We start from the raw sequence: 23,397 nt of genomic DNA on the forward strand, positions 1-23,397 counted from the left end.
GATCTGGATCAAAGACCTCGCTCAGACCACCACTTGATCACGATTCAATACGCGCCCTAAGCCGAGATCCACCGATGAGTTCCGCCGGCTGGGACCGTCTACCAGGACGTACGCCGTTGAGCCACCGACTGGAGACCCACCATGACCAATCCCGCATACCCCGGCCGCATGCTGTTCGTGAACATCCCCGTAGCGGACCTCGAGCGCAGCAAGGCGTTCTTCGCTGAGCTCGGGTTCAGCTTCAACCCGATGTTCACCGACGAGACCGCCGCCTGCATGCTGGTCGGCGAGCACGCCTTCGTCATGCTGCTCAGCCGCGAGAAGTTCGCGGAGTTCGCGAAACTGCCGATGGCCGATCCCACCACGCACACGCTGGCGCTGTACTGCTTCAGCGTGTCATCCCGCGATGAGGTCGATACGGTCAGCGCCGCTGCGCTCGCGGCGGGCGGCTCCGAGGCGGATGGCGCCGAGGACTACGGCTTCATGTACTCACGCAGCTTCTTCGACCTGGACGGCCACGGCTGGCAGGTCATGTGGATGGACCCGTCGGCGGCGGAGCAGGGCCCCGAGGCGTTCGCTGCCTCCACGCAGGAAGCCGACGGCCCGGCCTGACCCACCGCCGCGTTCCGTACGTGCGCCGTCGTCGTGCGGTACGGGCAGCAGCGAGCCGCTTCGGCACAATCATCGGGCAGGTAGTCGTGGTCGTAGGCCTTGTCTACGACCACGACGCAGGTGGCCGCTGGAGGTCCCTTGGCAGCAATCTCGAATCCGGAGAGTTCGGCCACGTGAACACCTGGGCGGTTCACCCAGCCGCGCGGGTGTCGGGCCGTATGACGGGGGCCGCGTTCCAGCTGGCCAGGAGCGGCAGGACGCGGGCGGTGGGGGAGTCGGGCTCGGTCGTGTAGACGACGAGCCGCTGGTCCGGCTCGTGGGGCGCACAGACGATCTCGATATTGAACGACATCGGGCCGGCGGCAGGGTGCTGGATGCGTTTGGTCACGGACGCGTAGTCGCGGACGGCGTGGTCGTCCCACCACCGGGCGACGTCGGGGTCGGTGGTGCGCAACTCGTCGACGAGCGCTGTGAGCCGGTTGTCCTAGGGGCGGCGGGCGATCTCCCGGCGCATCGTGGCGACGGTGGCCGAGGCGAAGTCCGCCCAGTTCAGGATCCGCTCACGGGCGACCGGATCCTGGAACATGAAGCGGACGAACGATGACCCCGGTTCCAGCGGACGGCCCAGCACCTCCGTGAGCAGGGCGTTGCGGGCCAGGACCTCCCCGCGGTGGCCGAGGAGCAGCACCGGGACATGATCGAGGTTGTGCATCAGTCGCAGAAGGCCGGGATCCGGGCGCTGGAGGGCGTGCGAGGTCGCGGCGCGGTGCCGCGTGGTGGGCGCGGCAAGGTCCCGCAGATGCGCGCGCTCGACCTCGTCCAGGCGCAGTGCCCGGGCCAGTGCGTCGAGCACTTCGGTGGAGATGTTGGCTTGGCGTCCCTGTTCGAGCCGGCTGTAGTAGTCCGGGCTCAGACCGGCCAGCACGGCCAGCTCCTCCCGCCGCAGCCCCGGCACCCGTCGGGCCCCGGGGAATGCCTCGATGCCGGCCTGGGAGGGCGTGAGGCGGTCTCGCCGGGAGCGCAGGAACACCCCGAGCGCGGCGCGGTCGCGTGACATGGCTCCAGGGTAGGCGGCGCATCGGCCCCCTGGGTGGTCCTGGCATGCCCAGGTTCGTCCTGACCTGGCCCGATACCAGCGGGCCGCCCTAGAAAGGGATCCATGACTTCCCTTCACACGAACATCAGCACTCCCGCAGCCGCCGGCGCGCGACTGTCCGGCCGTACCGCTGTGATCACCGGCTCGACCAGCGGGATCGGTGCGTCGATAGCCCGCATACTGGCCGGCGAAGGCGCACACGTCGTCGTCAGCGGCCGGCAGGCAACCCGCGGAAAGAGCGTCGTCGAGGAGATCCGGCAGGCCGGTGGCAGCGCGGACTTCGTCCCGGCGGACCTGGCAGGAAGCTACGAGCAGCTGCGCGCCTTCGCGGCACAGGCCACCGACGTGCTCGGGGGACGGGTCGACATCCTGGTCAACAACGCGGGCATCTATCCGGCGACGCGGACCGAGGACCTGTCGGACGCGGACCTCGACGCCATGCTGTCCCTCAACATCCGAGCCCCCCACGTCCTGGTCGCGGCGATGGCGCCGGCCATGGCCGAGCAGGGCAGCGGCGTCATCGTCAATATCGGCTCCTGGATGGCCCGGGTCGGCAGCCCCTACGCGGCGATGTACACCGCTACCAAGGCTGCGGACGAGCAGCTCACCCGCAGCTGGGCCGCGGAGTACGGAGCGCGGGGCGTGCGAGTGAACACCGTCGCGCCCGGGGTGACCCTCACACCCGGCAACGAGGCGGCCCGCGCAGAGCTCGACGCGCTGACGGCCGCCACACCGGCAGGCGTTGTCGTGCGGCCGGACGACATCGCCAAGGGCGTCCTGTACGTCGTCAGTGACGACGCAGCCATGGTCCATGGCATCACGCTCCGCGTAGACGGCGGGATTTCCGCCACCCGCCTGTCCTGACCGCCCCTCGAACCTGGCCAAGCGGGCCTGCCCCCACTGTCAGCGGTCGGTGCCGGGGCTTGTGTGGCGGCCTCCGTGACAGGGGCCGTGCCAGTCCAGACAGCGGGAGGGGAGTGGCACGGCCGTGATCACAGCGAAGGGCCAGTTCGCGGGGATCAACCCTCTGAACTGGCCATTCATCGTGTGCTCCCGGCAGGATTCGAACCTGCGACACCCGCTTCAGGAGTCCGCGTGGCCGGGGCCACTGGCGGAGAGACGGGTGGCTCGGGTGACGCATCTGACGTTCCCGTGGTCGGCGGTTCGCCTCATGGTCCGGTTCCCTCGGGCTGCCTGGCGGCGGTGATCCGGTCGGTCGGGGGAGAAGTCCGCTCCACAGGGCTGGGCGCGCCGCCGTAGAGGAAGCGGCCGTGGGTTTCGGGGGTGAACCACAGCCCGATGAAGGCGATGACGATGAGCATGGAGACCGCGGTGGTCGCGCCGGCCAGGCTGCCGCCGAACCACGTGGTGGCGATGGTCCCGGCGACGAGGGGGCCGGCTGCGGTGAAGAAGCGGCCGATGCTGTTGGTGACGGCCATGGCGGAGGCCCGGACCGCCGGTCCGAACAGTTCGGGGAAGAAGACGGCGTTGCCGGACAAGACGCCGAAGACCCCGAATCCCACGACCGGGAGCAGGCACACATAGGTGGTGTAGCTGTGGGCGAAGGGGTAGAGGGCGAGGATGCCGACGATGCCGATCAACAGGCTCATCACATAGGTGCGCCGGCGCCCGATGCGGTCGGCGATGAAGCCCCAGCTGGCGTAGCCGAGCAGGCCGCCGAAGTTGAGGGCGGCGGTCGCCCAGGACACGTACGGTACGGCGGCGTCGCCGACGACGCCGTGGTCGGCGACGACGTCGCGGATGATCTGCGGGGTCCATGTCGTCACGCCCCAGAAGGCGAACAGGGCTCCGCAGCAGATCACCGTGCAGGCCACGGTGTGCCCCACGAGGGGCCGGCTGAACAACTGGTGCAGCACGAACCGGTCGTCCACCGTCTTCGTGGCACCCGCCGCACGTTCCTGCCGACGTGCCGCACGCCGGGCCCTGACCTCGGCGGTGGTGGTCGGCTCGTGGATGTGGCGTCGTATGAACAGAGCGAGCAGGGCGGGCACGAGCCCGAACGCGAGGGTCTGGCGCCAGCCGAGACCGCCGACGAAGTAGTAGACGAGCGCCGACAGCAGCGAGCCCATGGCGAGCCCGGACATCATCACTCCGCTGGCCCTGGCACGGTGACGGTTGTTCCACGCCTCGGCGACGAGTGCCGCGCCGACGGGCAGTTCCACGCCGGAACCGATGCCCGCGATGAAGCGCACGACCGCGAACTGCCAGTACTCGGTGACGAACACGGCCAGCGCGGTGAAGACCGAGTAGGTGAGGACGCCGATGATCAGGACACGGACGCGGCCGATGTAGTCGGCGATCGCGCCGAAAAGGATCGCTCCGGCGGCCCACCCGGCGAGGAAGAGAGTGACGACGAGCCCGGCGTGGAAGGTCGAGGGGCGGTTCAGCAGGTCGGTGGTCGCGGGACCGGCGACCTGCGTGAAGAGGCTGGAGTCGAATCCGTCCAGGGCCCACCCGAGGGTCGTGGCGAACAGGACGGCCCACTGGTATCTGGAGATCTCCGCGCGCCATGGACGGGCGCTGCTTGCGGGTGCGGCCATCATTGGCTCCTTTGCCAAAGGCTGGGCGGCGTGCGGCGGCTACTTCCCCCGCGTGGCTTCCTCAGTGCGGCGCAGCGATCCCACGACGAGCCGGTCGATGCTCAGTTCGAGGGCCTGGAACTCGTCCAGCGATCGGGTGGCGTGCAGCATGTCGCGGATCTCGGAGTGGACCCGGTGATCGCGGGTACGCAGCGTCGCGATCCGTTCACCGACCTCCTCGGCCAGCTCCTGCGGTCCCTCGGCCACGGCGTTGAGCAGGCCCAGTTCCACCGCACGGGCGGCCGTGATCCGTTCGCCGGTGGCGGTGAGCCAGAAGGCCTGGCGTTCGCCGACCACCCTCGGCAGCCAGGCCAGCACCAGCGAGGGGGCCAGATTGATGCCCACCTCCGGAAACCAGAACCGCGCCTTTGCGTCGGCCACGGCCACGTCGCACGCGGCGAACAGGCCCACACCGAATCCGGCCGCGTCACCCTGCACCTCGGCGACGGTGACCAGCGAAGTGGTGCGCAGTGCCCGCTGCAGATCCACCAGGACCCGAGTCTCGCCCCGCAGCTCGCCGGGCGTGCCGGCCGCGCGTTCCCTGCCGAGGCAGAAGACCTGGCGGGCCGCGCTGAGGCGCAGCACGTGCGCGCCGTCGGGCGGGTTCAGGAGCAGACGGGTCAGCTCGGCGCACATCTCGACGGTCAGCAGATTGTCGGGCGCCCGGTCGATCCGGACGTCGAGCACACCGTCCGAGGGGACGGAGATCTCCAGCGCGGCCATCAGTTGAGCCGCTCCGTCGCCGTGCCGCCGTACCAGTCGACGTCGTCGGGGGCGGTGCGCACCGTGATAGCGCGTACGTGGGTGAAGTCGTGGAACGACTCCCAGCCACCCTCGCGGCCGATGCCGCTGTCGCGGACACCGCCCCATGGGGACGACGGATCGAGCCGGTGGTGGTCGTTGACCCACACCATGCCCGTCTCCAGACGTGACGCGACACGGTGCGCCCGGGCCACGTCCCTGGTCCAGACCGCCACTCGCTCATCTACACCTGCGCCGACCGCCCCCGCATGATCGACCTCGTGGAACACCTGCGTCGGCAGACCGACCGCTATCTGTACCTGCACGTCGGCGTGTTCGGCGAGCTCGATCACCTGCACCACGAACACCGGCAGATCCTGGACGCGGCACGCGACGGCGACGCGGCCGCCACGGCGGAACTGACCCGCACCCACCTCGCCACGTCACACGAGTTCATCCTGCGCCATCTCATCGATCACGAGGCAGCACAGGCACGCGAGCACGCGCAGGGCACAGCGCACACCGCGACGGCCACAGCCCGGGCAGCGGGGGGAGCCCGCAGCTGAGTACGCCGGGCGAGTGCGGCGGCTCCTGCCGGAGCCGCCGTCCTGGCCCTTCGGCAGCACCTGGTCCCAAAGACTCCTCACCGAAGTGCCGGTTCCGGGGCTGCACCGGCCCCCGAAGACGCTCCCCACGTCATGGGCGCCGCGTTGGCCGATGGCTGCGGCGTCATCGCACGCTTCGACACGCCAACCCGGTTCACGGTCACCAATTGCCGTCAAGTGCTCGAAAAGGACAGCTGACGGTGCAGTCGGCGTGCGTGCGGACCTCGGCCAGGGCCTTGTCGCACAGGTTGCGCCAGAGGTGCCATCGTTCGCTGACCTGCACCGCGTCGGGCAGGGACGGCGGACGGCCTCGGCGTAGGCAGCCGATCCGTCCCGGCACACGACCTCGACACCGCTGCCGTTCTCCCGCACCCAGGACTCGAGCGTCGCCGCCTCACGGCCGGGCAGGACCGCGACACGTCTGCCGGTCTCGGCATCCTGGGGGTTCCGCTCCAGTTCGAACCTCGCCGCTCAACCGCATGGGCCGCGCGTCGTACCGCACACACCTCAGAGCGTGCAGCTCAGTCCCGAAGGTCAGCAGCGGCCTCGACCGCTTCGGCGACTGCAGGGCCGACACGCGGGTCGAACGGTGCCGGGATGATGTAGTCGGCCGCCAAGTCCTCGCCGACCAGGTCGGCCAGTGCGCGGGCAGCGGCCAGCTTCATCTCCTCGGTGATCGTGTTGGCGCGCGCATCGAAGGCGCCACGGAAGATGCCGGGGAAGGCGAGCACGTTGTTGATCTGGTTCGGGAAGTCCGAACGGCCGGTGGCGACCACCCGGGCGTGCTGATGCGCCACCTCGGGGTGGATCTCCGGGTTCGGGTTCGCCATCGCGAACACGATCGCCTCAGGTGCCATCGTCGCCACGATCTCCTCGGGCACCGTGCCACCCGAGACACCGATGAAGACATCGGCACCGGCCAGCGCCTCGGCCAGGCCACCCGTGCGGCCCGTCTTGTCAGCGGTCAGCTCAGCGATCGCCTTCTTCGACGGCGTCGACTCCGCACTGATGTCGGCCCGCGAGGACGAAACGATCCCTGTCCGGTCCAGCAGGCACAGATCACCGATGCCGTACGCCAGCAGAATCTTGGCGACCGCCACGCCCGCGGCACCCGCGCCCGAGATCACCACTCGGGCCGTGTCCGGCGCCCGGCCGGTCAGCTTCAGCGCGTTCATCAGCGCCGCCAGCGTCACGACCGCAGTGCCGTGCTGATCGTCATGGAAGACCGGGATGTTCAGGCGTTCCTTGAGCCGCTCTTCGATCTCGAAGCAGCGCGGCGCGGCGATGTCCTCCAGGTTGATGCCACCGAAGCTCGGTGACATTCGCACCACGGTCTCGACGATCTCGTCGACATCGGTGGTGTCCAGGCAGATCGGAATGGCGTCCACGCCGCCGAACTCCTTGAAGAGAACCGCCTTGCCCTCCATCACCGGCATCGCCACGGCAGGCCCGATGTCTCCTAGGCCCAGCACCGCGGTTCCGTCGGTCACCACCGCCACCGTGTTCGGCACCCAGGTGTAGTGCGCGGCCAGCGCAGGGTCCTCGTGGATGGCGCTGCACACCCGGGCAACGCCCGGCGTGTAGGCCAGTGAGAGATCGTCGCGGTTGGACACCGACGCCGTCGCGGCGATCGACATCTTCCCGCCGCGGTGCAGCTCGAAGACAGGGTCGCCGGCGTGGTGCTCGACACCGGGCAGGGGCTCGACAACGGTCATGATGAAGCGTCCTTTGATCGGTGGTACAGCTGCCACTCAGAGCGGGGAGAGCGGAGTGCCCCGGGCATGGGACGACCCGCGTGAACGGCCGCTGCCGTTCACGCGGGTCGGTCCGGATGTGATGTGTGTTGACGTCTTTGCGGGTCAGCCGATCGTCACGGTGTTGTCGATCTCGGCAGCGGGCGCAACGTGCGCCTTTCCGGGAACGAGCACCGTCAGCAGGCCGTACACAACTGCTCCGATGACCAGGGCGGAAGCCCAGCTGATGTCGACGCCGTTGGCCACGTTGCTCCAGGGGCCGACGTAGATGCTGCTGTTGGCCTGCATGAGGCCGACGAAGCTGGCGATGATGAAGGCCGCAATTCCGCGGAGGTTCCAGCCACGCCAGTACCAGTACTGGCCGCCGCTGCGGCCTTCGTTGAAGACCTGCAGGTCGGCCGTGTTGTACTCGCCGCGGACCAGGAAGTGACCCGCGAGAACGGTGCCCATCCAGGCGGCGGCAACGATGCAGAGCACGGTGAGGAAGGCCGACACGGAGTGTTCGATGTCCCAGACGAGGGTGCCCAAGAAGATGAACACGAGGCCGACACCGCTCACGACGAAGGTGATGAGGACTCGGGGCAGCCGCCGCACGATCGAGGAGAGATCGAGTCCGCTGCCGTAGAGGCACACTGCGGACTGGCCGAGGCCGCCGAAGAAGCCGATCAGCACGATCGGTACGACGAACCAGGTGGGGCTGACGCGGATAAGGCCCTCGACATAGTCGACGTCGAGCGAGTGGATCGCGTACGAGGTGTAGGCGCCGAAGGTCAGCGGGAGCATGAGGCCGATGAAGACGCCGAGGGCGCTGAAACCACCAACGCTGCGGCCGCTGTAGCGACGGGAGATCAGGCGGGTGCCGTCGTTCATGTAGGGCGCGTAGCCGACGGCCGTTGCGGTCGAGATCGAGGTGGCCAGCGACCAGGTGGGCCAGAAGCCCCCGAGCAGGTAGTCCTTCGACAGGGCTGCGGTGTGGAAGTCGTGGGCGTAGACGAAGAACCCGATAACGATCAGCAGGCCTGCGGTGGGGATCAGCCACTTGTTCAGTCGAGCGATCATGCCGTAGCCCCAGACCGCGGCCCAGGTGGCGACGGCAGCCATCAGGACGTAGCTGACTGCGAGCACGCCCTTGTTGTTGGGAAGCCCGAAGAGGGCGTGCAGTCCGTGGACGATGACCTCGCCACCCGACCACACCGCAAGCGCGTAGAAGCCGACCGCGATGCAGAGCGCCACCAGCGTGCCGACGATGCGGCCGATGACACCGAAGAAGGCGCCACTGCCGACCGGGGCGTTGGTGCCGGTCCTGGGTCCGATCGCGGCAATGGGGGCGAGGAGCAATGACCCGACCCCGACGCCGACCAGGATGGAGCTGAACGAACCCCACCAGTCCAGGCCGAACGTGACCGGCAGCCAGCCGATCGCGATCACGCCGAAGAGAAGGTTCGCGCCGATCATCGTGGCCATCACGTCGCGGGGGCGCACGGAGCGGGCGTCGTCGGGAACGTACTCGACACCGTGATGGTCGATGCCGCTGTTTGCGGACTTGTTGAGCTGATCCTGTGGCACCGGTTCCTCCAGCTGGTGACGCGCTTGCGACCGCTTCATCGAATTCACGCGAGCCAGGTCGCGATGTTCCCGAGATGCTATTGAGTACGTAGATCGATGCCATCAGATATTCATCGACCATATGGGACGGAAGCGGCGGCGTATGGCTGCACCATGCGCCGCCGCGCTCAGTGGGCGGAAACGGTGCTCCCGAGCACTGCGATCGCTTCCTGGAACGGCCCTTCGGGTGCTATGAGCAGCCCTGCGCCGGCGTGACCGCCCTCACGCAGAGCGGCGCCCATGTGGATCCGGGGCGTGACACCGGTCTTGGCGACAAGCTCCGCATCGATGCCGAAAGGGACGCCTCGGAAGCTCAGGAACGGGATCTTCCACAGTGGGTGTTCGGTGTGGGTGATGCCGTACATGGCCTCGGTGGTCTCGACCATCCCCTGTGGAGTTCCGCCGCTGTAGTCCTGGAGCGAGAAGGCGGCCGCGGCGGCCAGGCCTCCGAGGCCGACGGTCTCGGTGATGAGGCTCTCGCCGCCCATGAAGGCGATGTCCTCGGGGCCGATGCCGTCGAACAGCTTGGCGTTCAGGACCGGGATCGGTGCGCGGAACCATCGGTCGCCTGCGCCTGCCACGCGGATGGCGAACTGCTTCTCGTTCAGGGTCATGGCGGTCACGATGCTGCTGTGCGGCGTGCCGGCGGCCACGTCCGCGATGCACTTGCCCGTGGCCATCGAGACGTGCAGGAAGAAGAGCTCGTTCTGGCTGAGGAACGCCAGGACCTCGCGTGTGGTCGGGTTGAACCCGTTCGCGTCGAGGATCGGACCGTACAGCTGTTGGAACAGGACTGCGGTGGCCGCGGTGTTGCGGCTGTGCAGGTCGTCTCCCATACCGAGTGCTCGTCGGATGATCGGTTTGACCGGCACACCACCTGTTGCTCGCACCGCTGCCGCAAGTTGCGGGGCCAGTACTTCCCTGATCCAGATGAGGCGCTGGTGGACCTTCTCGTTCCAGACTCCGTAGGTCAGCCTCTCCCGGTCGCCACCTTCATAGACCAGGCAGTGACCGCGGCTTCCCGACACGCGATCCTCGACGACCCATACCGGCATCGACGCCGACGTCACACCGGTGACCGAGCCGACGCAGCCATAGTCGTGGCAGGCGCGGACGACGATCTTGCCCTCGTGAAGGAGCTTGTCGGCCTCCTCCACGGTTGCGGCAAGGCCCTCATAGATGGCAGCCCCGAGGATGGCGCGGCGCTGGCCGCCCTCGTACTCCGGCCACGCCATCGGCGCCCCGGAGGTGAGGATCGTGTTCGGGGTCATCCCCGGGAGCGCGTCCAGGGCCGACAGTACGTCGACGATGACCGGCTCGGCCGCGAGCATGGCCGCCACAGCAGCCTGGTTCGCCCGAGCGCGCTGCTCGGAAGTTGCTTCCAGCATGGATGTCCAATCAGTCCGGGTGGAATGGGGCGGCCCAGCGAGCCGCTCAGAGGTCGAGTTCGAGCAGGACGCCGTTGTCCACGACCTTGCGCCCGTCCACAGCGACGGTGCATCCACGCATGGGGATGTCCAGGTGGTTGTAGGTGTGACGGTTCATGAAGGGGTGCGGCCCGGTGGAGAACAGGAAGTTGCCTGCCAGCCCGCGTGCGTCCATGCCCATGAGCGACTCCCGGTCGTAGAGCGCCATGGAGAACCAGTCGGCGTTCTTCATCAAGCCCCAGCCCATGTGCGAGAGGAAGCGAGCCTCTTCGTCATCGGCGTCCTCGAAGAACATCTCCAGCATGCGCACGTCGGCGCCGGCGCCCGTGACCTCGCGGATGTAGCCGTCCTCGATCGTGAGGGTCACCGCGTCGCGGACGTAGGTCTTGAACGGGAGCAGGATGTCGCCGGGGGCGATCACGATCTGGCCGGACGAGGTCTTGGGCCACCCCAGAACCATCGTGCTCGGCCAGTGATCCCACCGCCCCGGGTCGTCGGCGATGCCGCACTGGAAGCCGGGGTGCGCCTCGGTGAGGTCCGCGACGAGATCGGTTCCGTGCGCCGAGGTCACGTGGAGTTCCTTGCCGGCGCGCAGGAGAGCGGCACCGGCTTGGACCCGGGCCTTGTCCTCGGGCTTGGGCAGATTGCGTGCGAGCACCTCCGGCGGGTCCGCGACGAAGAGCATCCGCGTCTGCGCCTGGAGGATCTTGCCCAGCGACTCGGTGTGGATGAACCCCTCGTTGGTGAGATCGAGGACCATGTCCGCGCCCTGCAGGAGCGAGAGCGCCAGGGGGTTGTTGTCGAGCGACGTCAGGCCCGCGCCCGAGCCCGTGCGCGAGGAGGGGAGCGGCACTGGGGAGCCGCCGGGCAGCACCGCCTGGATGACGTTCGCCTTGAGCGCCAGGCCGGCGGCGAAGGCGGCCTCGACGTACTCACTGCGGCTGGAAGGTTCGGCGAGGATCACGAGCTTCTCGCCCTCGGTCACCTTGCAGAGCTCCAGCTCCTGGCGGAAGAGCTCAACAAGATCTGCTGCTGCGAAGTTCGGCACTGCTTCTCTCCTGTTCGGTGCAGGCGGATGGATGATTCAGCCCAGGGAGCCGGTGACGCGGTGCAGGTCGTGCAGGTACGGGATGGCTGCTCGGGCATCACGAACGACGCTTGGATCGAGATCAGCGACGATCCGGCCCTCAGTGTCGGCGAGCAGGGCAAGCCGGCGACCGTGGGGGTCGACGATGGTCGAGTGCCCACAGAACGCGAGGCTGCCGGAGGAGCCGAAGCTGTTCGCCGCGATCAGGTAGCAGCCGTTCTCGAGCGCGCGCGACCGCGTCAGAAGCTTCCAGGCATGGAGGCGTGCCGCGCCGAAAGCAGCCGGCAGAGCGATGATCTCGGCGCCGTCCACCGCGAGCTGCCGCGCGACTTCAGGGAATCCGGCCTCGTAACAGATCGCTACGCCGACGCGCCCGAGGGGCGTATCGGCGACGATGTGCTCTCCCGGAGGGCCGGGAGTGAAGAGCTCGGGCTCGCCTCCCCACAGGCCTCGCTTGGCGCCGGTCGCCGCGATCCCGTCCGGGCTCACGATCAGGCCCACGTTCTGCAGCCCGCCGTCGTCGGCGAGGACAGCGATCGTCGTGACGATGGTCGTGTCCAGCTCGCGGGCGAGGCCGCACAGGAAGTCGCTGCTCGCCCCTGGCAGGGTCCCGCTCACCTCGGACAGCCGCGGCGAGAGCGTGTAGCCGGTGTGGCACAACTCCGGCAGGACGACCAGCTTCGCTCCGTCGTCCACGGCGCAGCGGACGTGGCGTTCAATGCGTGCCGCGTTCCCGGTGAGGTCGAGGGGCTCGCCGGTGGTCTGAACCGCGGCGGCTGTGAACAAGCTCATACCGCGGCCTCCTGCTCCTCGGCGAAGGCCCACTGCGGAACCGGGGGTGAAGGATAGGCGACCGGGTCGACGGCATAAGTTGCGCCCGCGATGCGGCCGACTGCCTGCAACGCAGCGCTGTCCACGTGGAACGAGTCGTTGACGATGCCGTCACTCGCGTGCAGACGGACGACCCGTGCGAACACCGCGGTGTCGGTCCCCACCTGCTTGACCTCGTCGACGCGGCACTCCATGGCCACCGCTGCCTGGACGACACGAGGGGGCGACACCTCGTCGGACGAGATAGCGTCCAGTCCGGCGTAGTCGAACTCGTCGATGTGCTCAGGCACCTCGGCCGAGGATCGGACCATCGCCTCCAGTGCCGGGAGGGACACGACGTTGACGACCAACTCTCGCGTGGCGAGGAGGTTGGCCAGGGTGTCCTTGAGCTCGTGGCCCGGACGGCTGGTGGCGCCGATCGACAGGAAGAGAGTCACCGGCTCGCGCGACGCGATCGTGAAGAACGAGAACGGCGCCAGGTTCCGCACCCCGGCCGGGGAGATCGTCGACACCCAAGCGATCGGCCGCGGCTGCACCACGCCGGTGATCAGCTTGTACGCGTCGTTCGTGCGCAGCGCTTCCACGTCATAACTCAGCATCACACGCCTTCCGAGGGGGTCATTGCCGTGGGGGAGTCGCGCACCCATCCGTGCACCAGGTGGAAGGCGGCGGTGGAGTTGCGGTCGAAGATCACGCCGTGGCCGTCACCGTGCAGGCCGTGCCGGTCCAGCTCGACATGCTCGACCGCAACGCCCAGCCCGCTCAGGAAGTTGGCGGTCTGCCGGTCGGCGTTGCGATGACCTGAGCATGCAGCGGTCACCACCAGGACGGGGACCCGCCCTAGCCCCGATGCGCGCCCGTCCGCAGCCGCTCGAGACAGGCCCAACGGGAACGCGGTGATGCCCTCCGACAGGGCGCGAGCATGACGCTCTCCCCCACCAGGAGGACCGAGTGGCTCGACAGCCACCACGACCTTGACCAGATCCGGACTCCGGTCGGCCGCCAGCCACACGCCAGGGGACCCGGCGGAGTGGGTGACGACGATCGCGGGGCCCGTCAGCTCCAGGAGCCGGGCAAGGCATGCGGCGTCCCGGCGCTGGGCCGACTCGGCCTCGACCAGGAGGCCGGTGCTCGATGCCCCGACGGCACCGAATCGGCTGTCGGCACCGGGTTCCAGCTCGTCCTCGTCAACCTGGAAGAGCTTCGCCAGCAGAGCCGTGTCGGGAACCTGGCTTCGCTCACCCATCACCTGCGGATCCCAGACGGAGCGGCCATGACCAGGACGGTCCAGGAGGTAGGTGGGATGCCCGGCCTGGACGAAGAGCTCAGCCCAACCTTGTTGTCCGTCGACGGCCCACATCCAGTCGGTCGACTGGCCGCCGCCGCCGTGAACGAGAACGACTGGATCCTTCCAGTCCTCCTCGTCCGCGGGCGCCTCCCACTGCACCCAGGCTGTCCCGGTCGAGGGGCCGGCCGCAGGGTTCCGTTCGCCTGCCAGAAAGAATCCGCCACGGCGACGACGTGTCGGCTCGGCTTGAGCGTGTGGTGATTGGCTGTTCACGGGTACTGCCTCGTCCTCAGAGCGAGCCGCGGCGAAGCCGGAGCGGGACGTATTCGTGGGCGAACCCCTGGTAGTTGACGCCGGTGCGCGGCTCCCCCGCGCTCTCGACGCCGGCGACGCGCTCCACCATGCTCCGGAGCAGGGTCGTCGCCTCAAGGCGAGCCACCAGGTTGCCGGCGCAGGTGTGGAGCCCGAATCCGAAGGAGAGATGCCCGTTGGGCATCTCTCGATCGATGATGAACTCGTCGGGCTGATCGAACTCACGCGGATCGCGCGCCGCGCCGAGCCACATCATCAAGACCTTGGCTCCGGCCGGGATCCGATGACCCGCCACATCGGCGCCGTCCGGCACCCACCGGCCGCCGAACCGGTTCGGCGGGTAGAGACGAACGGACTCCTCCCACGCCTTGGCGACCAACTCGGGGTCCTGACGCAGCTTGAGCCACTCCTGCGGATGGTCCCCGAACGCACGGAGCATGGCAGCGATCCCAGCCGTCGTGCTCTCGAAGCCCGCAGCGAAGACCGTCTTGACCAGGTCGCGCGCCTCCGGCCCGCTGATCCGGCCCTCGTCGGCCATCGCGTACAGCTGGGCGCCGAGTCCGTCGCCGGTCAGGGCGTCACGGTTGATGTTCTGCTCGACCCAAGCGACGGCCTCGCCGCCCGATGCCAGCTTCTGGTCGCGCAGCTCGCTGGCCGGCCCGAACGCGTTCGTGGTCGCGTTGCCGAACTTGAGCAGCGCCTCGCGGCCCTCCGTCGGCATGCCGATGACATCGGGGAAGACCTTCAGCACATAGGCGGTCGCCAGGTCCTGGTAGCCGTCGACCTCGACAGTGTCCTGGTCGAGTACGCGGTCCAGGAGCGCGTCCGCCTGCTCCTTGAAGTACTGGCCCATCCACTCGAGGTTCTTCGGGCCGAGCACATCCATGATGGCCGACTTGGTGCGGGTGTGTGCCGGCGGCTCTTCGAACAGGACGATGCGCGGACGGAACTCGGAGTCCTCGTAGAAGGGACGGTCCGTCGAGGAGAAGGTGCGCCAGTTGCGAAGCCCCTTGCGGATCTCGGTGAAACGGGTCACGGCGTAGTAGTCGTGCTTGGCGATGTAGACCACCGGACCGAGCTCGCGCACCGCGCCGTCTGCCGCGAACGGGTCCCGCAGGCTCTCCATCGCGAACGGGTCGATGTCGGTGCTCGGGATCGACGGAGCCGTCGTGGTTTCGGTACTCATCAGGACGTCTCTTTCTTCTCGGAGATTGAGAGATCAGGTGCCGGGGACTCGGCTGGCGGGCGCGATGCCGGACTCGACCCAGTCGAGCCGGCGGCGCAGTGCCGCAACCGCTCGATCCTGGTGCGGAAGCACAAAGAACTGCTGGTCGCGGATCGCGTCGAAAACCATCTCCGCGACGTGCTCCGCCGGGAGTCCCTCGGCGCTCTGTCGGGCGCGGAAGTCCTCCATGAACTGACGCCGGTCAGGGTCTTCGTTGAGGGGAATTCCGGCGGGCGCATTGCGCTCGGCGTCAATCATGCGCGACTGCACCGGACCCGGCGCGAGCAGATGCACGTGGACGTTGCTGTCAGCGGCGCGCAACTCGACCTCGAGGCACTCCGCGAGCGCGAGGATCGCCATCTTCGACGCGCAGTACGGCGTCATGAAGGGCGTACCCGTAGCGAACCCGGCCAACGACCCGGTGATCACCAGGTGGCCGTCACCGGACTTCTCCAACACCGGCACCGCCGCGCGAGCGGTGTTCAGGGTGCCGAAGTAGTTGACCTCCATGACCCAGCGCCACGCTTCGTCGGAAACGTCGAGGAAGCGGCCGCCGGTCTCGACACCCGCGTTCGCACACACGACGTCGACCCGACCGAAGGCTTCCTCGGCCGTTGCGCACAGCCGGGCCACGTCGTCGAACGAGGTGACGTCGGTGCGGACACCGATGACCTTCAGGTCGCCGGCGACCTCCTGGAGCTGTCGGACGGCATCGTCGAGCGCTGCGGTCTCGATGTCACCGATGGCGACGTTCATGCCCTGGGCCAAGAACGTGCGCGCCATAGCGAAGCCGATGCCGCTGGCGCCACCGGTGACGACCGCGGCCTTGTTGATCATGGTGGTCATTGATCTCTCCTAGACGGCCAGTGCCGGCGTTTCGAGTGACTTCGTGAACATCAGCCGGGACCGGACGAGGTCCTCGTCATGCGCGAGAAGCTGGACGCGCGCCCACGCCGCCTGACCCTCCGGGGTGCGGGTCGAACCGAAGACGAGCTTCTTGTTCGCCGACGCCGTCGGCGAGACGAGTTCCTTGAAGATGCGGCGCCGTTCGTAGGCGTAGCGGTCGAGCACCCAGTCGTTCTGCTGCCCGTGGATGACTGCCGACAAGGAGTCGATCAGCACGTAGGAGTCGAAGAGTCCGCCGGTCAGTCCCAGGCCGCCGCTGGGGTTGGTGGCGTGCGCGGCGTCCCCGACGAGGAGCACGCGGTTCAGGCGGAACGCGGGCGCGCACCGCTGGTGCATCTTGTACGGGTTGTAGGCACGCAACTCGCGCCGGTCCTCGTGCGGCAGCACTGCGCTGAAGAACCCCTGCATCCGCTGCTCGACACTCTCGGGCGTTTCGGCCACCGGGTCGCTGTACGTGTAGCGCCACAGGCCGCTGTCGCCCGAGTTGTCGATCTTCACGATGATCGCGCCGAACTCCTCGTCGACGACGAACGTCGTCTGGTCGTACCCCTCCTCCTCGAAGGGGTAGTAGACGTCGGTCGCGACGAAGCGCTCAGGCCAGGTGAACCCGTCGAACGACATGCCCAGCAGAGTGCGGACGGCGCTGCCGGCTCCGTCGGCACCGACGACCCACTGGGCCTCGTGCCGTTCGGGAGACCCGTCAGCGCAGACAGCGCTGACGACCGCACGGTCGTCGTACTGCTGCAGGCCGATGACCTTGCGGCCCCAGCGCACGTCGACCGGAAGCGACTCCTGCTCGATGATCCCCAGGACGACATCGACCAGCCGGTCCTGCGGAAGGTGCAGGTTGTACGGGTGGGTGACCTCGCCCTCGAGGATGGAGAGTCCGTACCGAACCCGCTCACCGGTCTGCCAGTTCAGGAAGCAGTAGCCCTGCTTCTTGAAGCCGGCCTCGACCGCCGGTCCGAGGACGCCGAGCCGGTCGAGCCCGTCGAGCGTCGCCCAGTGGTAGACCACCGCGCGCGGGGCACGGACGACATCGTCGTTCCGCTCCAGAACCGTGACCGGGATTCCCTGTCGGGCGATGCCGAGCGCGTTCAGGATCCCGACTGGGCCGGCCCCCACGATGACAACGGGCTTGATCTCGTTACTGCTGGTCGTGTCAGTCGTCACGACGCACTCCTGCCTTCTCGCGTGTGATGTGTGGGTCGCGCGACCCATGGCCTCCAGGGACGACCTCAGGCGTCGATGACCAGATCCGTACCGATCCCGCGGGAGCAACAGATCATCATCGTTTCGTTGGCGGCCTTCTCGTCCTCGGAGAGGATGGAGTCACGGTGCTCGACCGATCCTGCGAGGATCGCGGTCTCGCACGTCCCGCATGTGCCCTCGCGGCAGGAGGAGACCACCGGGATTCCGTGCTCCTCCATCACGTCCAGGATGGACTTGTCGGCCGGCACCTCCAGGTCGATGCCCGAACGGTCCAAGGTGACCTTGAACGCCTGCCGGTCCGCCACGAGCGCCTCGGCGTCGATCGGCGCGAAGCGCTCGACGTGCAGGATCCCTCGGGCCTGCTCGTCCAGATGCGCCGCGATGGCGTCGAGGAGCCCGTGCGGCCCACAGGCGTAGATCAGTTCGTCCTCGGCGATGCCGGCCAGTGCCGTACCCAGGTCCGGCATGCCGAAGATGTCATCGGGGCGCACCTCGACGTGGTCGGGGAAGCGCGCCTTGAGGTCGTTGGCCCATGCCATCGAGGCCGCGCTGCGCCCGAAGTAGGCCAGAGTCCACGGGACGTCCGCGTGCTCAGCGCTCTCGATCATCTGGAGCAGCGGAGTGATTCCGATGCCGCCGGCGATGAAGCGGTAGGACTTCGCCGGGAGAAAGGCGAAGTTGTTGCGAGGGCCGTCGCAGACCAGCACGTCGCCGGCACGCAGCCCGCCGTGGATGTATTCCGAGCCGCCGCGGCCGTTGGGCTCGCGCAACACGGCGACGCGGTAGTGGCTGCCATCGCCGGAATCAGAGGTCAGCGAGTACTGGCGGACCAAGCCGTTGGGAAGCCGGAGGTCGATGTGCGCGCCCGGCTCCCACGCGCGCAACGGGGCGCCGCTCGGGTCCACGAGGACCAGCTCGGCCACGCCATCAGCGACCATGCGGATCGAGTCGACCTTGAGCTCGAACGGCGTCGCGTTCCGGTCGTCGGCCTGGGACATGACTGCTCCCTTGCAGTGAACGATTTTCGGTGACACAACTGCGGGGCAGCGCATCGATGTCCCGAACGTAAGCGAGCTGAGAGCGGATGCGGCCTGACTCACATCGATCCGTATGAAGCCATAGCGTTCCCGTATAGTCGGTCCATGGAACTTCGGCAGATGCGATACTTCGTCGAGATCGTGCGCCATGGATCGCTTTCCGCTGCCGCCAAGGCGCTCCACATGAGCCAGCCGCCCCTGAGCACGACACTCGCCGCTCTCGAGAGCGAACTCGGCGTGAAGCTCCTCGAGCGAACCGGCCGCGGCGTGATCCCGACCGAAGCGGGACAACTACTCATGGAGCGCGGCGAGCAGATCGTGCGCGAGTCCGACCAGCTCGCCGCCGAACTCAAGCGGCACGGGATGGGCGTCCTCGGCTCACTCCGCCTGGTGGCCTACATGCCCTACGTCCAGACCGTGTTGCCCCGAGTGCTGGCCGCCTATCGCCGCGTCGCACCCTCCGTCGACATTCAGATCCTCGACCTCCGCCCCGAAGAGGCCCTCGCGGGTTTGGAACACGGCACCGTCGACGTCGCCTTGATGACCACGAGCAACCACGACCTGAGCGCTCAACTCAATCGCAGCTCAGTGAACATGCATCGCTTGGGCGAGGTCGAACTGGTCGCGGTCCTGCCTCCGCGCGGCACCTGGCCGAAAGTGCTGTCGTGGTCCGCCCTGGCGCATCACCCGATCTTCGCCCCGCCGGCCACCTCGCGCTTCCCCGGACTTGGCAACCTCGTGCTCTCCGAGCTCGCCCAGCATTCCGACCGTCGACCCGACATCCGAACCGTCAATCAGCACCAAGCCGTACTGGCCCAGGTCTCCGCAGGGATCGGCGTCGCCGTCAGCGTCCATGAAGCCACCGGAACCAATGTGGGATGCCCTGTTGAGATTCGCCCTCTGTCGCAGGGCCAGCGCACCCTGACGCTGGAACTCGTCTGGCCCAAACAACGCGAACTCCCCGAGGCAGTCACGCGGTTCCTCACCCTTGCGCGAGAGGAATTGGCTCCCCGTGCAAGGGGGCGCAGCTGATCTCCCTCGTCCTGAGAGGGCGTTACTGAGAAGCCATCCGCAAACCGTATGTGATGTGCGAGTTTCCGCTGGATGCTGATCGGAAAATCGAGGTTCGGGAGGGCAGGCGGCGGTCAGCAACGGCTTCCAGCTGCAGTGGGTGCTCAGACGCGGGCAACTCGATCTGGTAGCGGCGATCCGCGCGCACGCTGATCGGCTGGCCCGCGCGATCACAGCCGACAGCCGAGGCCTCGACTGGTGTGATGCGCCGGCGTCGCGGACCAGGACTCCGCGCTGCCGTTCTTGCGTCCTCCCGGCGCGTGCGGTTTCCCGGCGCGGTCGGGACGGGACGTGTTGTCAGCCGTGGTCGGACGCCACGGCCGCTGTGGCGTAGGGCGTCAGGGGGACCGGCCCCAGCAGGCCGTACTGCTGCCGGCTGCGGCTGCCGAAGGTGGAGGGTCGGGTCACCCTCAGCCGGTTGTTGAGGGTGGTGCTGACCTCGGACTTGAAGGCGTGGTTGGCCCAGCTGTGCTCTTCGCGCGCCACCTGTGGGACGTGGTGAGGTCGCAGACCCGCCAGGACGAGTCGTCGAACCCGGGGCCGGCCTCGGGGTTTTCCGGGGCGTACCGCCAGCCGGTGAAGGGCCGGCAGCATGACCGGGAGCGGTCCGGCGAGCTGACAGTGCGCCCAGGAGGCTTCCCGAGTCGGTCGGGCGGACGTCGATCGGTCGCCCGTTCGGAAGTAATCCCGGCTCACAACCGCAGCCCTGCCGTTGTTGGGGTAACGGGGGCCTCGGCGTACCGTGCCGATTCCTGACTGTATTCGAGAAATCCACGAGCCCACGCGCGGATCCCGTCCACGTACCGGTCAACTGCGGCCTGTTCCTGCACCGTCAGCTTCATGGCGAGGGCGGTGGTCTGCAGACTGACTACTGCGGCAGGCAGTTCGGTGATTCGCAGGGAGAGCCGGCGGTGCACCTCGTTGACAGCGTCCTGCAGCGTCAAGTGGTGATGGTGCTGCAGTATCAGGACGAGGTTGGTGGTTTCGCCGGTGCGTAGTTCTTTGCCGAGGGAGTACAGATCGTTGGTCCAGCAGATGATGTCGGCGGCGGTATCCCGCAGCTGTCGGCAGGCGGGCGAGGACCACACCGGCTCGGTGAGTTCCGCATCCTGTGCGTATTCGGTGAGGTCGAAGCACCAGCCGACCGCTCCGGAGACCCGGCGCCAGGCGACGTAGGCATGAGGCGTGGGTACGCTGCGTTCCACCCGGCGCCGGATCATGTCCCGGTTGGTGTCTATCCATTCCGCCAGATGCTGGCGGAAGCGGTCGCTCCACGCGGGGCTCATGTGATCGGCCAACCGGGGCACGACCTCTGCCAGGACGCGTACGGTCCCCGGCGCCTTTTCGGGCACAACATCCTGTGTGCAGGTGACGATGCGCGTCATGGCTTGCAGCTCTGTGTCGACCGCGTCGGAATCGTCCCCGCGGGCGTCGCTGCGGTCATCGACGGCGAACATCCACAGGGCCAAGCGAGACAGCTCTGCCAGCCGCTCCGGGGGTGCCCATGGCCAGACCCGTCCGGCGAAGGCAATATGGCGCTCCCTGTGGGCCTGCTCAACTGCTTCCGCAGACAGCAGCCCCACTTCCTGCGCCCACGCCGTGACGTGCGGCTCTACGTGGGCAACGCCGGGGTTGAGCAGCGAGAGGTCCCGGGTTTTGCACTGCAGGGGGGCAAACCGTTGCCCGCCGTCCCCTGGGATGGACCACCCTGCGATCTCGGTGCCTGCGTTTGCAGGCGCTCGTCTCACGAGAACTCCCCTCCAGCCCGCTACAGCACGGGTAAGGACCGCACCTTGTCATCTTTCCCTGCGGACCGGCTTTTACCCGCCCCGCCGGGACACGGCGCCCTCGCTTGTGCTGCTGCGACTGACCTACCTCGGCGTGAGCAATGCGCTCGCGCTGCTACGCCTGCTGCCGATGCGCGAACGGGACAAGGACATCGAAATCCTGGCGCTGCTGCACCGACTCCCGATGGACGTGCTGCGCCGGCTGCGGATGCTGGTGCGCCTCGAGACGGTGCTGCGCCGGCATCGTGACCTGGTCGCCCGGCGGCATGCCGTGCGGTCCCGGCCCAAGCGCCCGGGCTCCAGTACGTGGGCCGACTTCCTGCGCTTCCAGGCTGACGCCCTGCTGGCCTGCGACTTCTTCGAGGCGGTCACCCTGACCGGTGCCAGGCTGCACGTGCTCGCCGTCATCGAACACCACACGGCAGGTCGAGATCGGACCAGGGCATGACGTGAGGATGGAAGTGAGCCATCGTCCCAGCCGGCGGTCTCTGCTTCGGCCAACTCCGGCGATGTTACGACGAAGTCAACGTACGGCAGGGCGAGTTCGAGCTCCACTCCCGGACCGGAAGTCCGCCATGCGGGCGCTCAGATCGTCCTCGAACAGCATGCGGGCACGTTATCCCGCGGCCGCTTGCCGTAACGCCCCAACCCAGGAGCGGACGTGATTACGCCGTCCGCTCCTCGACCGTCCGCCCCGCCGCACGCAATACCAGGAGTGTGATCTCGCTGGGCGCGAAGATCCGGAACGGCGGCCCCCAGAAACCCGTGCCGCGGCTGGTGTAGAGCTGAGTGCGTCGCCCGTGCCGGGACAGGCCGGCCACCACCGGCTGGTCGATGCGTACCAGGTGGTGGAACGGCCACATCTGCCCGCCGTGGGTGTGTCCTGAGATCTGCAGGTCGACTCCGGCCGTGGCCGCCTGCCCCACGAATTTCGGCTGGTGGGCCAGCAATACCACCGGCAGATCCTGGCTCACGCCCTCCAGCGCGCCCTCGAGGTGGGCGCGGTGGCCGGGCAGCCCGGAGTGCTCGGCGGTCACGTCGTCCACACCGGCCACCACCAGCAGGTCACCGCCGCGTTCGACAACCAGGTGGCGGTTGCGCAGGGCGTGCCAGCCGAGCTCTGTCATCCGGTCGACCCAGCCCTGTGCCTGGCTGTAGTACTCATGATTGCCGGTCACATATACGCGGCCGAGCGGCGCGTGGAGAGAGCCGAGCGGCTCGGCCTGCGCCCGCCGCCGGTCGGCGGTGCCGTCGGCGATGTCACCGGCGTGGCAGATCAGGTGCGGATTCAGGGAGTTGACGGCCGAGCACACCTTCGCCGACCAACGGGCCCGGTCCAACGGGCCATAGTGGGTGTCGGTGATGACCGCGACCCGGGTGCCGTCAAGGCCGGTACCCAGCCGTTCGAGCTCGACGTCGACACGGCGGACGCGGGGTACGCGTCGTGCCTCCCACAAGCCCCAGCTCAGGAGCAGCGCCGACACCGCGAGGACGGTGTACGTGACGATCCTCGCGCGCTGGACCCCGTCGCCGACGCCGCCGAGTACCAGGGCGACGCGCAGGAGGATCCCGACCAGCACCGACCAGGTGAACACCACCCACACGATGCCGAGCAGCGTGTCCCCGACGATTGCCGCCGCATCCTCCTGCCGGGGTCCGTGCCCGCGCATCATCGCGTATGGCATGCCCGCCAGCCCGAGTAGCGCGAGGACACTGCCACCAGCCTTCACCCAGGCCGGCCAGTCCTGCCCACCGAAGACCAGCACCCACCACGGCACCAGCCACAGGATCACGGGTGCCGCCAGCGGAAACACGCGCCGGACGAGCCGCAATCCACCGGCGCGCGGCCCCGCCTTCACCTCCGTGGCGGGCTCGTCCGCCTCGGTGCCCGCCACCGGCGCAGGCCCGCGCCCCTCGGCCCTCGCCTCGTTCGCAGGTTCGTCCGCGGCATCCGCGGGCGCCACCACCTGCCGGCGCGGCCGATCCGATCCGGCCTGCCGCGTGTCTTCGGTATCGGTCACGGTGCCCTTCCGTCGCTCATAACTGCCCCTGTCTCACGCTGCACACGGTGTGTTCGCCGCCCGTGGGCCTCCGGCCCCGGCCGGTCGTCGCGACACCCGTCGGCACGTCGCCCCCGGACGGTGAACCTGCCGAGGCGCCCGTGCCGATGCCACCGTAGTGCGCGCCGTGCCGCCCGGTTC

At 68.2% G+C, this 23,397-nt stretch carries 21 protein-coding genes and 3 pseudogenes; 5 read left to right on the plus strand and 19 right to left on the minus strand.

Annotated features, from left to right (window positions below; all coding sequences use genetic code 11):
- The first annotated feature begins 141 nt into the window (after window positions 1–141).
- Entirely contained in the window at window positions 142–612 is a 471-nt protein-coding gene (locus IEZ19_RS41160; RefSeq protein ID WP_189316513.1) for a VOC family protein, read from the plus strand.
- 190 nt (window positions 613–802) lie between these two features.
- Here the strand turns inward: IEZ19_RS41160 and IEZ19_RS41165 are convergent.
- Window positions 803–1,669, minus strand: a pseudogene (locus tag IEZ19_RS41165) (helix-turn-helix transcriptional regulator).
- A 102-nt stretch (window positions 1,670–1,771) separates the two neighbouring features.
- On the opposite strand from IEZ19_RS41165, the gene IEZ19_RS41170 reads away from it, so the two are divergent.
- On the plus strand, window positions 1,772–2,572 hold the full coding sequence (locus IEZ19_RS41170) for an SDR family NAD(P)-dependent oxidoreductase (RefSeq protein WP_189316514.1): 801 nt from the start codon (window positions 1,772–1,774) through the stop codon (window positions 2,570–2,572).
- Window positions 2,573–2,877: 305 nt separating this feature from the next.
- Here the strand turns inward: IEZ19_RS41170 and IEZ19_RS41175 are convergent, their stop codons facing one another.
- The 3 genes from IEZ19_RS41175 to IEZ19_RS41185 are packed head-to-tail and all read right to left on the minus strand — an operon-like array spanning window position 2,878 to window position 5,285.
- A complete protein-coding gene (locus IEZ19_RS41175; RefSeq protein ID WP_189316515.1) occupies window positions 2,878–4,269 on the minus strand; it encodes an MFS transporter in 1,392 nt (463 codons plus the stop codon).
- Window positions 4,270–4,308: 39 nt separating this feature from the next.
- Complete coding sequence (locus tag IEZ19_RS41180; RefSeq protein WP_189316516.1) at window positions 4,309–5,031, minus strand: enoyl-CoA hydratase/isomerase family protein; 723 nt, start codon at window positions 5,029–5,031, stop codon at window positions 4,309–4,311.
- Window positions 5,031–5,285: an aldehyde dehydrogenase family protein gene (locus IEZ19_RS41185; RefSeq protein ID WP_229841427.1), complete on the minus strand. Its 255-nt coding sequence runs from the start codon at window positions 5,283–5,285 to the stop codon at window positions 5,031–5,033. The genes IEZ19_RS41180 and IEZ19_RS41185 overlap by 1 nt, the downstream gene beginning before the upstream one ends.
- Window positions 5,286–5,318: 33 nt before the next feature.
- Between IEZ19_RS41185 and IEZ19_RS41190 the strand changes: the two genes are divergently transcribed.
- On the plus strand, window positions 5,319–5,615 hold the full coding sequence (locus IEZ19_RS41190) for an FCD domain-containing protein (protein WP_189316518.1): 297 nt from the start codon (window positions 5,319–5,321) through the stop codon (window positions 5,613–5,615).
- Window positions 5,616–5,856: 241 nt separating this feature from the next.
- On the opposite strand, the pseudogene IEZ19_RS41195 reads toward IEZ19_RS41190, so the two are convergent.
- The 12 genes and pseudogenes from IEZ19_RS41195 to IEZ19_RS41250 form a co-directional block, all read right to left on the minus strand.
- Window positions 5,857–6,092, minus strand: a pseudogene (locus tag IEZ19_RS41195) (transposase); the annotation flags it as partial.
- 83 nt (window positions 6,093–6,175) lie between these two features.
- Complete coding sequence (locus IEZ19_RS41200; RefSeq protein ID WP_308429067.1) at window positions 6,176–7,369, minus strand: NAD(P)-dependent malic enzyme; 1,194 nt, start codon at window positions 7,367–7,369, stop codon at window positions 6,176–6,178.
- A 144-nt stretch (window positions 7,370–7,513) separates the two neighbouring features.
- Window positions 7,514–8,974, minus strand: a complete 1,461-nt coding sequence (locus tag IEZ19_RS41205) for a purine-cytosine permease family protein (protein ID WP_189316519.1) — start codon at window positions 8,972–8,974, stop codon at window positions 7,514–7,516.
- A gap of 167 nt (window positions 8,975–9,141) precedes the next feature.
- Window positions 9,142–10,401, minus strand: coding sequence for a YlbE family protein (locus IEZ19_RS41210; RefSeq protein ID WP_189316520.1), 1,260 nt, complete (start codon window positions 10,399–10,401; stop codon window positions 9,142–9,144).
- Window positions 10,402–10,447: 46 nt separating this feature from the next.
- Complete coding sequence (locus IEZ19_RS41215; protein WP_189316521.1) at window positions 10,448–11,488, minus strand: 2,5-dihydroxypyridine 5,6-dioxygenase NicX family protein; 1,041 nt, start codon at window positions 11,486–11,488, stop codon at window positions 10,448–10,450.
- A 36-nt stretch (window positions 11,489–11,524) separates the two neighbouring features.
- A complete protein-coding gene (locus IEZ19_RS41220) occupies window positions 11,525–12,319 on the minus strand; it encodes a carbon-nitrogen hydrolase family protein (RefSeq protein WP_189316522.1) in 795 nt (264 codons plus the stop codon).
- The gene (locus tag IEZ19_RS41225; protein ID WP_189316523.1) at window positions 12,316–12,957 is read right to left on the minus strand and encodes a flavin reductase family protein; all 642 of its coding nucleotides are present in this window, start codon (window positions 12,955–12,957) and stop codon (window positions 12,316–12,318) included. The genes IEZ19_RS41220 and IEZ19_RS41225 overlap by 4 nt, the downstream gene beginning before the upstream one ends.
- A complete protein-coding gene (locus IEZ19_RS41230) occupies window positions 12,957–13,805 on the minus strand; it encodes an alpha/beta fold hydrolase (protein WP_189316524.1) in 849 nt (282 codons plus the stop codon). Before IEZ19_RS41230 ends, IEZ19_RS41225 begins: the two co-directional genes overlap by 1 nt.
- 130 nt (window positions 13,806–13,935) lie before the next feature.
- Window positions 13,936–15,144, minus strand: a complete 1,209-nt coding sequence (locus tag IEZ19_RS41235; RefSeq protein WP_189316525.1) for a cytochrome P450 — start codon at window positions 15,142–15,144, stop codon at window positions 13,936–13,938.
- Window positions 15,145–15,177: 33 nt separating this feature from the next.
- Entirely contained in the window at window positions 15,178–16,029 is an 852-nt protein-coding gene (locus tag IEZ19_RS41240) for an SDR family oxidoreductase (protein ID WP_189316526.1), read from the minus strand.
- A gap of 9 nt (window positions 16,030–16,038) precedes the next feature.
- Window positions 16,039–17,262 (minus strand): FAD-dependent oxidoreductase, encoded by a 1,224-nt coding sequence (locus IEZ19_RS41245; protein ID WP_229841429.1) that lies wholly within the window; start codon window positions 17,260–17,262, stop codon window positions 16,039–16,041.
- A gap of 65 nt (window positions 17,263–17,327) precedes the next feature.
- On the minus strand, window positions 17,328–18,299 hold the full coding sequence (locus IEZ19_RS41250; RefSeq protein ID WP_189316528.1) for a PDR/VanB family oxidoreductase: 972 nt from the start codon (window positions 18,297–18,299) through the stop codon (window positions 17,328–17,330).
- A 144-nt stretch (window positions 18,300–18,443) separates the two neighbouring features.
- Here IEZ19_RS41250 and IEZ19_RS41255 point away from each other — a divergent pair, with 144 nt between their 5' ends.
- Window positions 18,444–19,370, plus strand: a complete 927-nt coding sequence (locus IEZ19_RS41255) for a LysR family transcriptional regulator (protein WP_189316529.1) — start codon at window positions 18,444–18,446, stop codon at window positions 19,368–19,370.
- 336 nt (window positions 19,371–19,706) lie between these two features.
- On the opposite strand, the gene IEZ19_RS41260 is transcribed toward IEZ19_RS41255, so the two are convergent.
- The gene (locus tag IEZ19_RS41260) at window positions 19,707–19,895 is read right to left on the minus strand and encodes a hypothetical protein (protein ID WP_189316530.1); all 189 of its coding nucleotides are present in this window, start codon (window positions 19,893–19,895) and stop codon (window positions 19,707–19,709) included.
- A gap of 206 nt (window positions 19,896–20,101) precedes the next feature.
- On the minus strand, window positions 20,102–21,157 hold the full coding sequence (locus tag IEZ19_RS41265) for a terpene synthase family protein (RefSeq protein WP_189316531.1): 1,056 nt from the start codon (window positions 21,155–21,157) through the stop codon (window positions 20,102–20,104).
- Between the two features lie 106 nt (window positions 21,158–21,263).
- On the opposite strand from IEZ19_RS41265, the pseudogene IEZ19_RS41270 reads away from it, so the two are divergent.
- Window positions 21,264–21,611 (plus strand): annotated as a pseudogene (locus tag IEZ19_RS41270) (integrase); the annotation flags it as partial.
- Between the two features lie 250 nt (window positions 21,612–21,861).
- Here IEZ19_RS41270 and IEZ19_RS41275 read toward each other — a convergent pair.
- Window positions 21,862–23,055: a metallophosphoesterase gene (locus IEZ19_RS41275; RefSeq protein ID WP_229841446.1), complete on the minus strand. Its 1,194-nt coding sequence runs from the start codon at window positions 23,053–23,055 to the stop codon at window positions 21,862–21,864.
- Window positions 23,056–23,397 lie beyond the last annotated feature (342 nt).

Origin of the sequence: Streptomyces brasiliensis (assembly GCF_014647875.1) — a bacterium.
GTDB lineage: Bacteria > Actinomycetota > Actinomycetes > Streptomycetales > Streptomycetaceae > Streptomyces > Streptomyces brasiliensis.

Bases quoted from the DNA above. Each gene is read 5' to 3' on its own strand.
- IEZ19_RS41235 (WP_189316525.1), bottom strand. From the start codon at position 15,144: ATGAGTACCGAAACCACGACGGCTCCGTCGATCCCGAGCACCGACATC.
- IEZ19_RS41225 (WP_189316523.1), bottom strand. From the start codon at position 12,957: ATGCTGAGTTATGACGTGGAAGCGCTGCGCACGAACGACGCGTACAAG.
- IEZ19_RS41255 (WP_189316529.1), top strand. From the start codon at position 18,444: ATGGAACTTCGGCAGATGCGATACTTCGTCGAGATCGTGCGCCATGGA.
- IEZ19_RS41175 (WP_189316515.1), bottom strand. From the start codon at position 4,269: ATGGCCGCACCCGCAAGCAGCGCCCGTCCATGGCGCGCGGAGATCTCC.
- IEZ19_RS41200 (WP_308429067.1), bottom strand. From the start codon at position 7,369: ATGACCGTTGTCGAGCCCCTGCCCGGTGTCGAGCACCACGCCGGCGAC.
- IEZ19_RS41180 (WP_189316516.1), bottom strand. From the start codon at position 5,031: ATGGCCGCGCTGGAGATCTCCGTCCCCTCGGACGGTGTGCTCGACGTC.
- IEZ19_RS41190 (WP_189316518.1), top strand. From the start codon at position 5,319: ATGATCGACCTCGTGGAACACCTGCGTCGGCAGACCGACCGCTATCTG.
- IEZ19_RS41210 (WP_189316520.1), bottom strand. From the start codon at position 10,401: ATGCTGGAAGCAACTTCCGAGCAGCGCGCTCGGGCGAACCAGGCTGCT.
- IEZ19_RS41220 (WP_189316522.1), bottom strand. From the start codon at position 12,319: ATGAGCTTGTTCACAGCCGCCGCGGTTCAGACCACCGGCGAGCCCCTC.
- IEZ19_RS41250 (WP_189316528.1), bottom strand. From the start codon at position 18,299: ATGTCCCAGGCCGACGACCGGAACGCGACGCCGTTCGAGCTCAAGGTC.
- IEZ19_RS41170 (WP_189316514.1), top strand. From the start codon at position 1,772: ATGACTTCCCTTCACACGAACATCAGCACTCCCGCAGCCGCCGGCGCG.
- IEZ19_RS41240 (WP_189316526.1), bottom strand. From the start codon at position 16,029: ATGACCACCATGATCAACAAGGCCGCGGTCGTCACCGGTGGCGCCAGC.
- IEZ19_RS41160 (WP_189316513.1), top strand. From the start codon at position 142: ATGACCAATCCCGCATACCCCGGCCGCATGCTGTTCGTGAACATCCCC.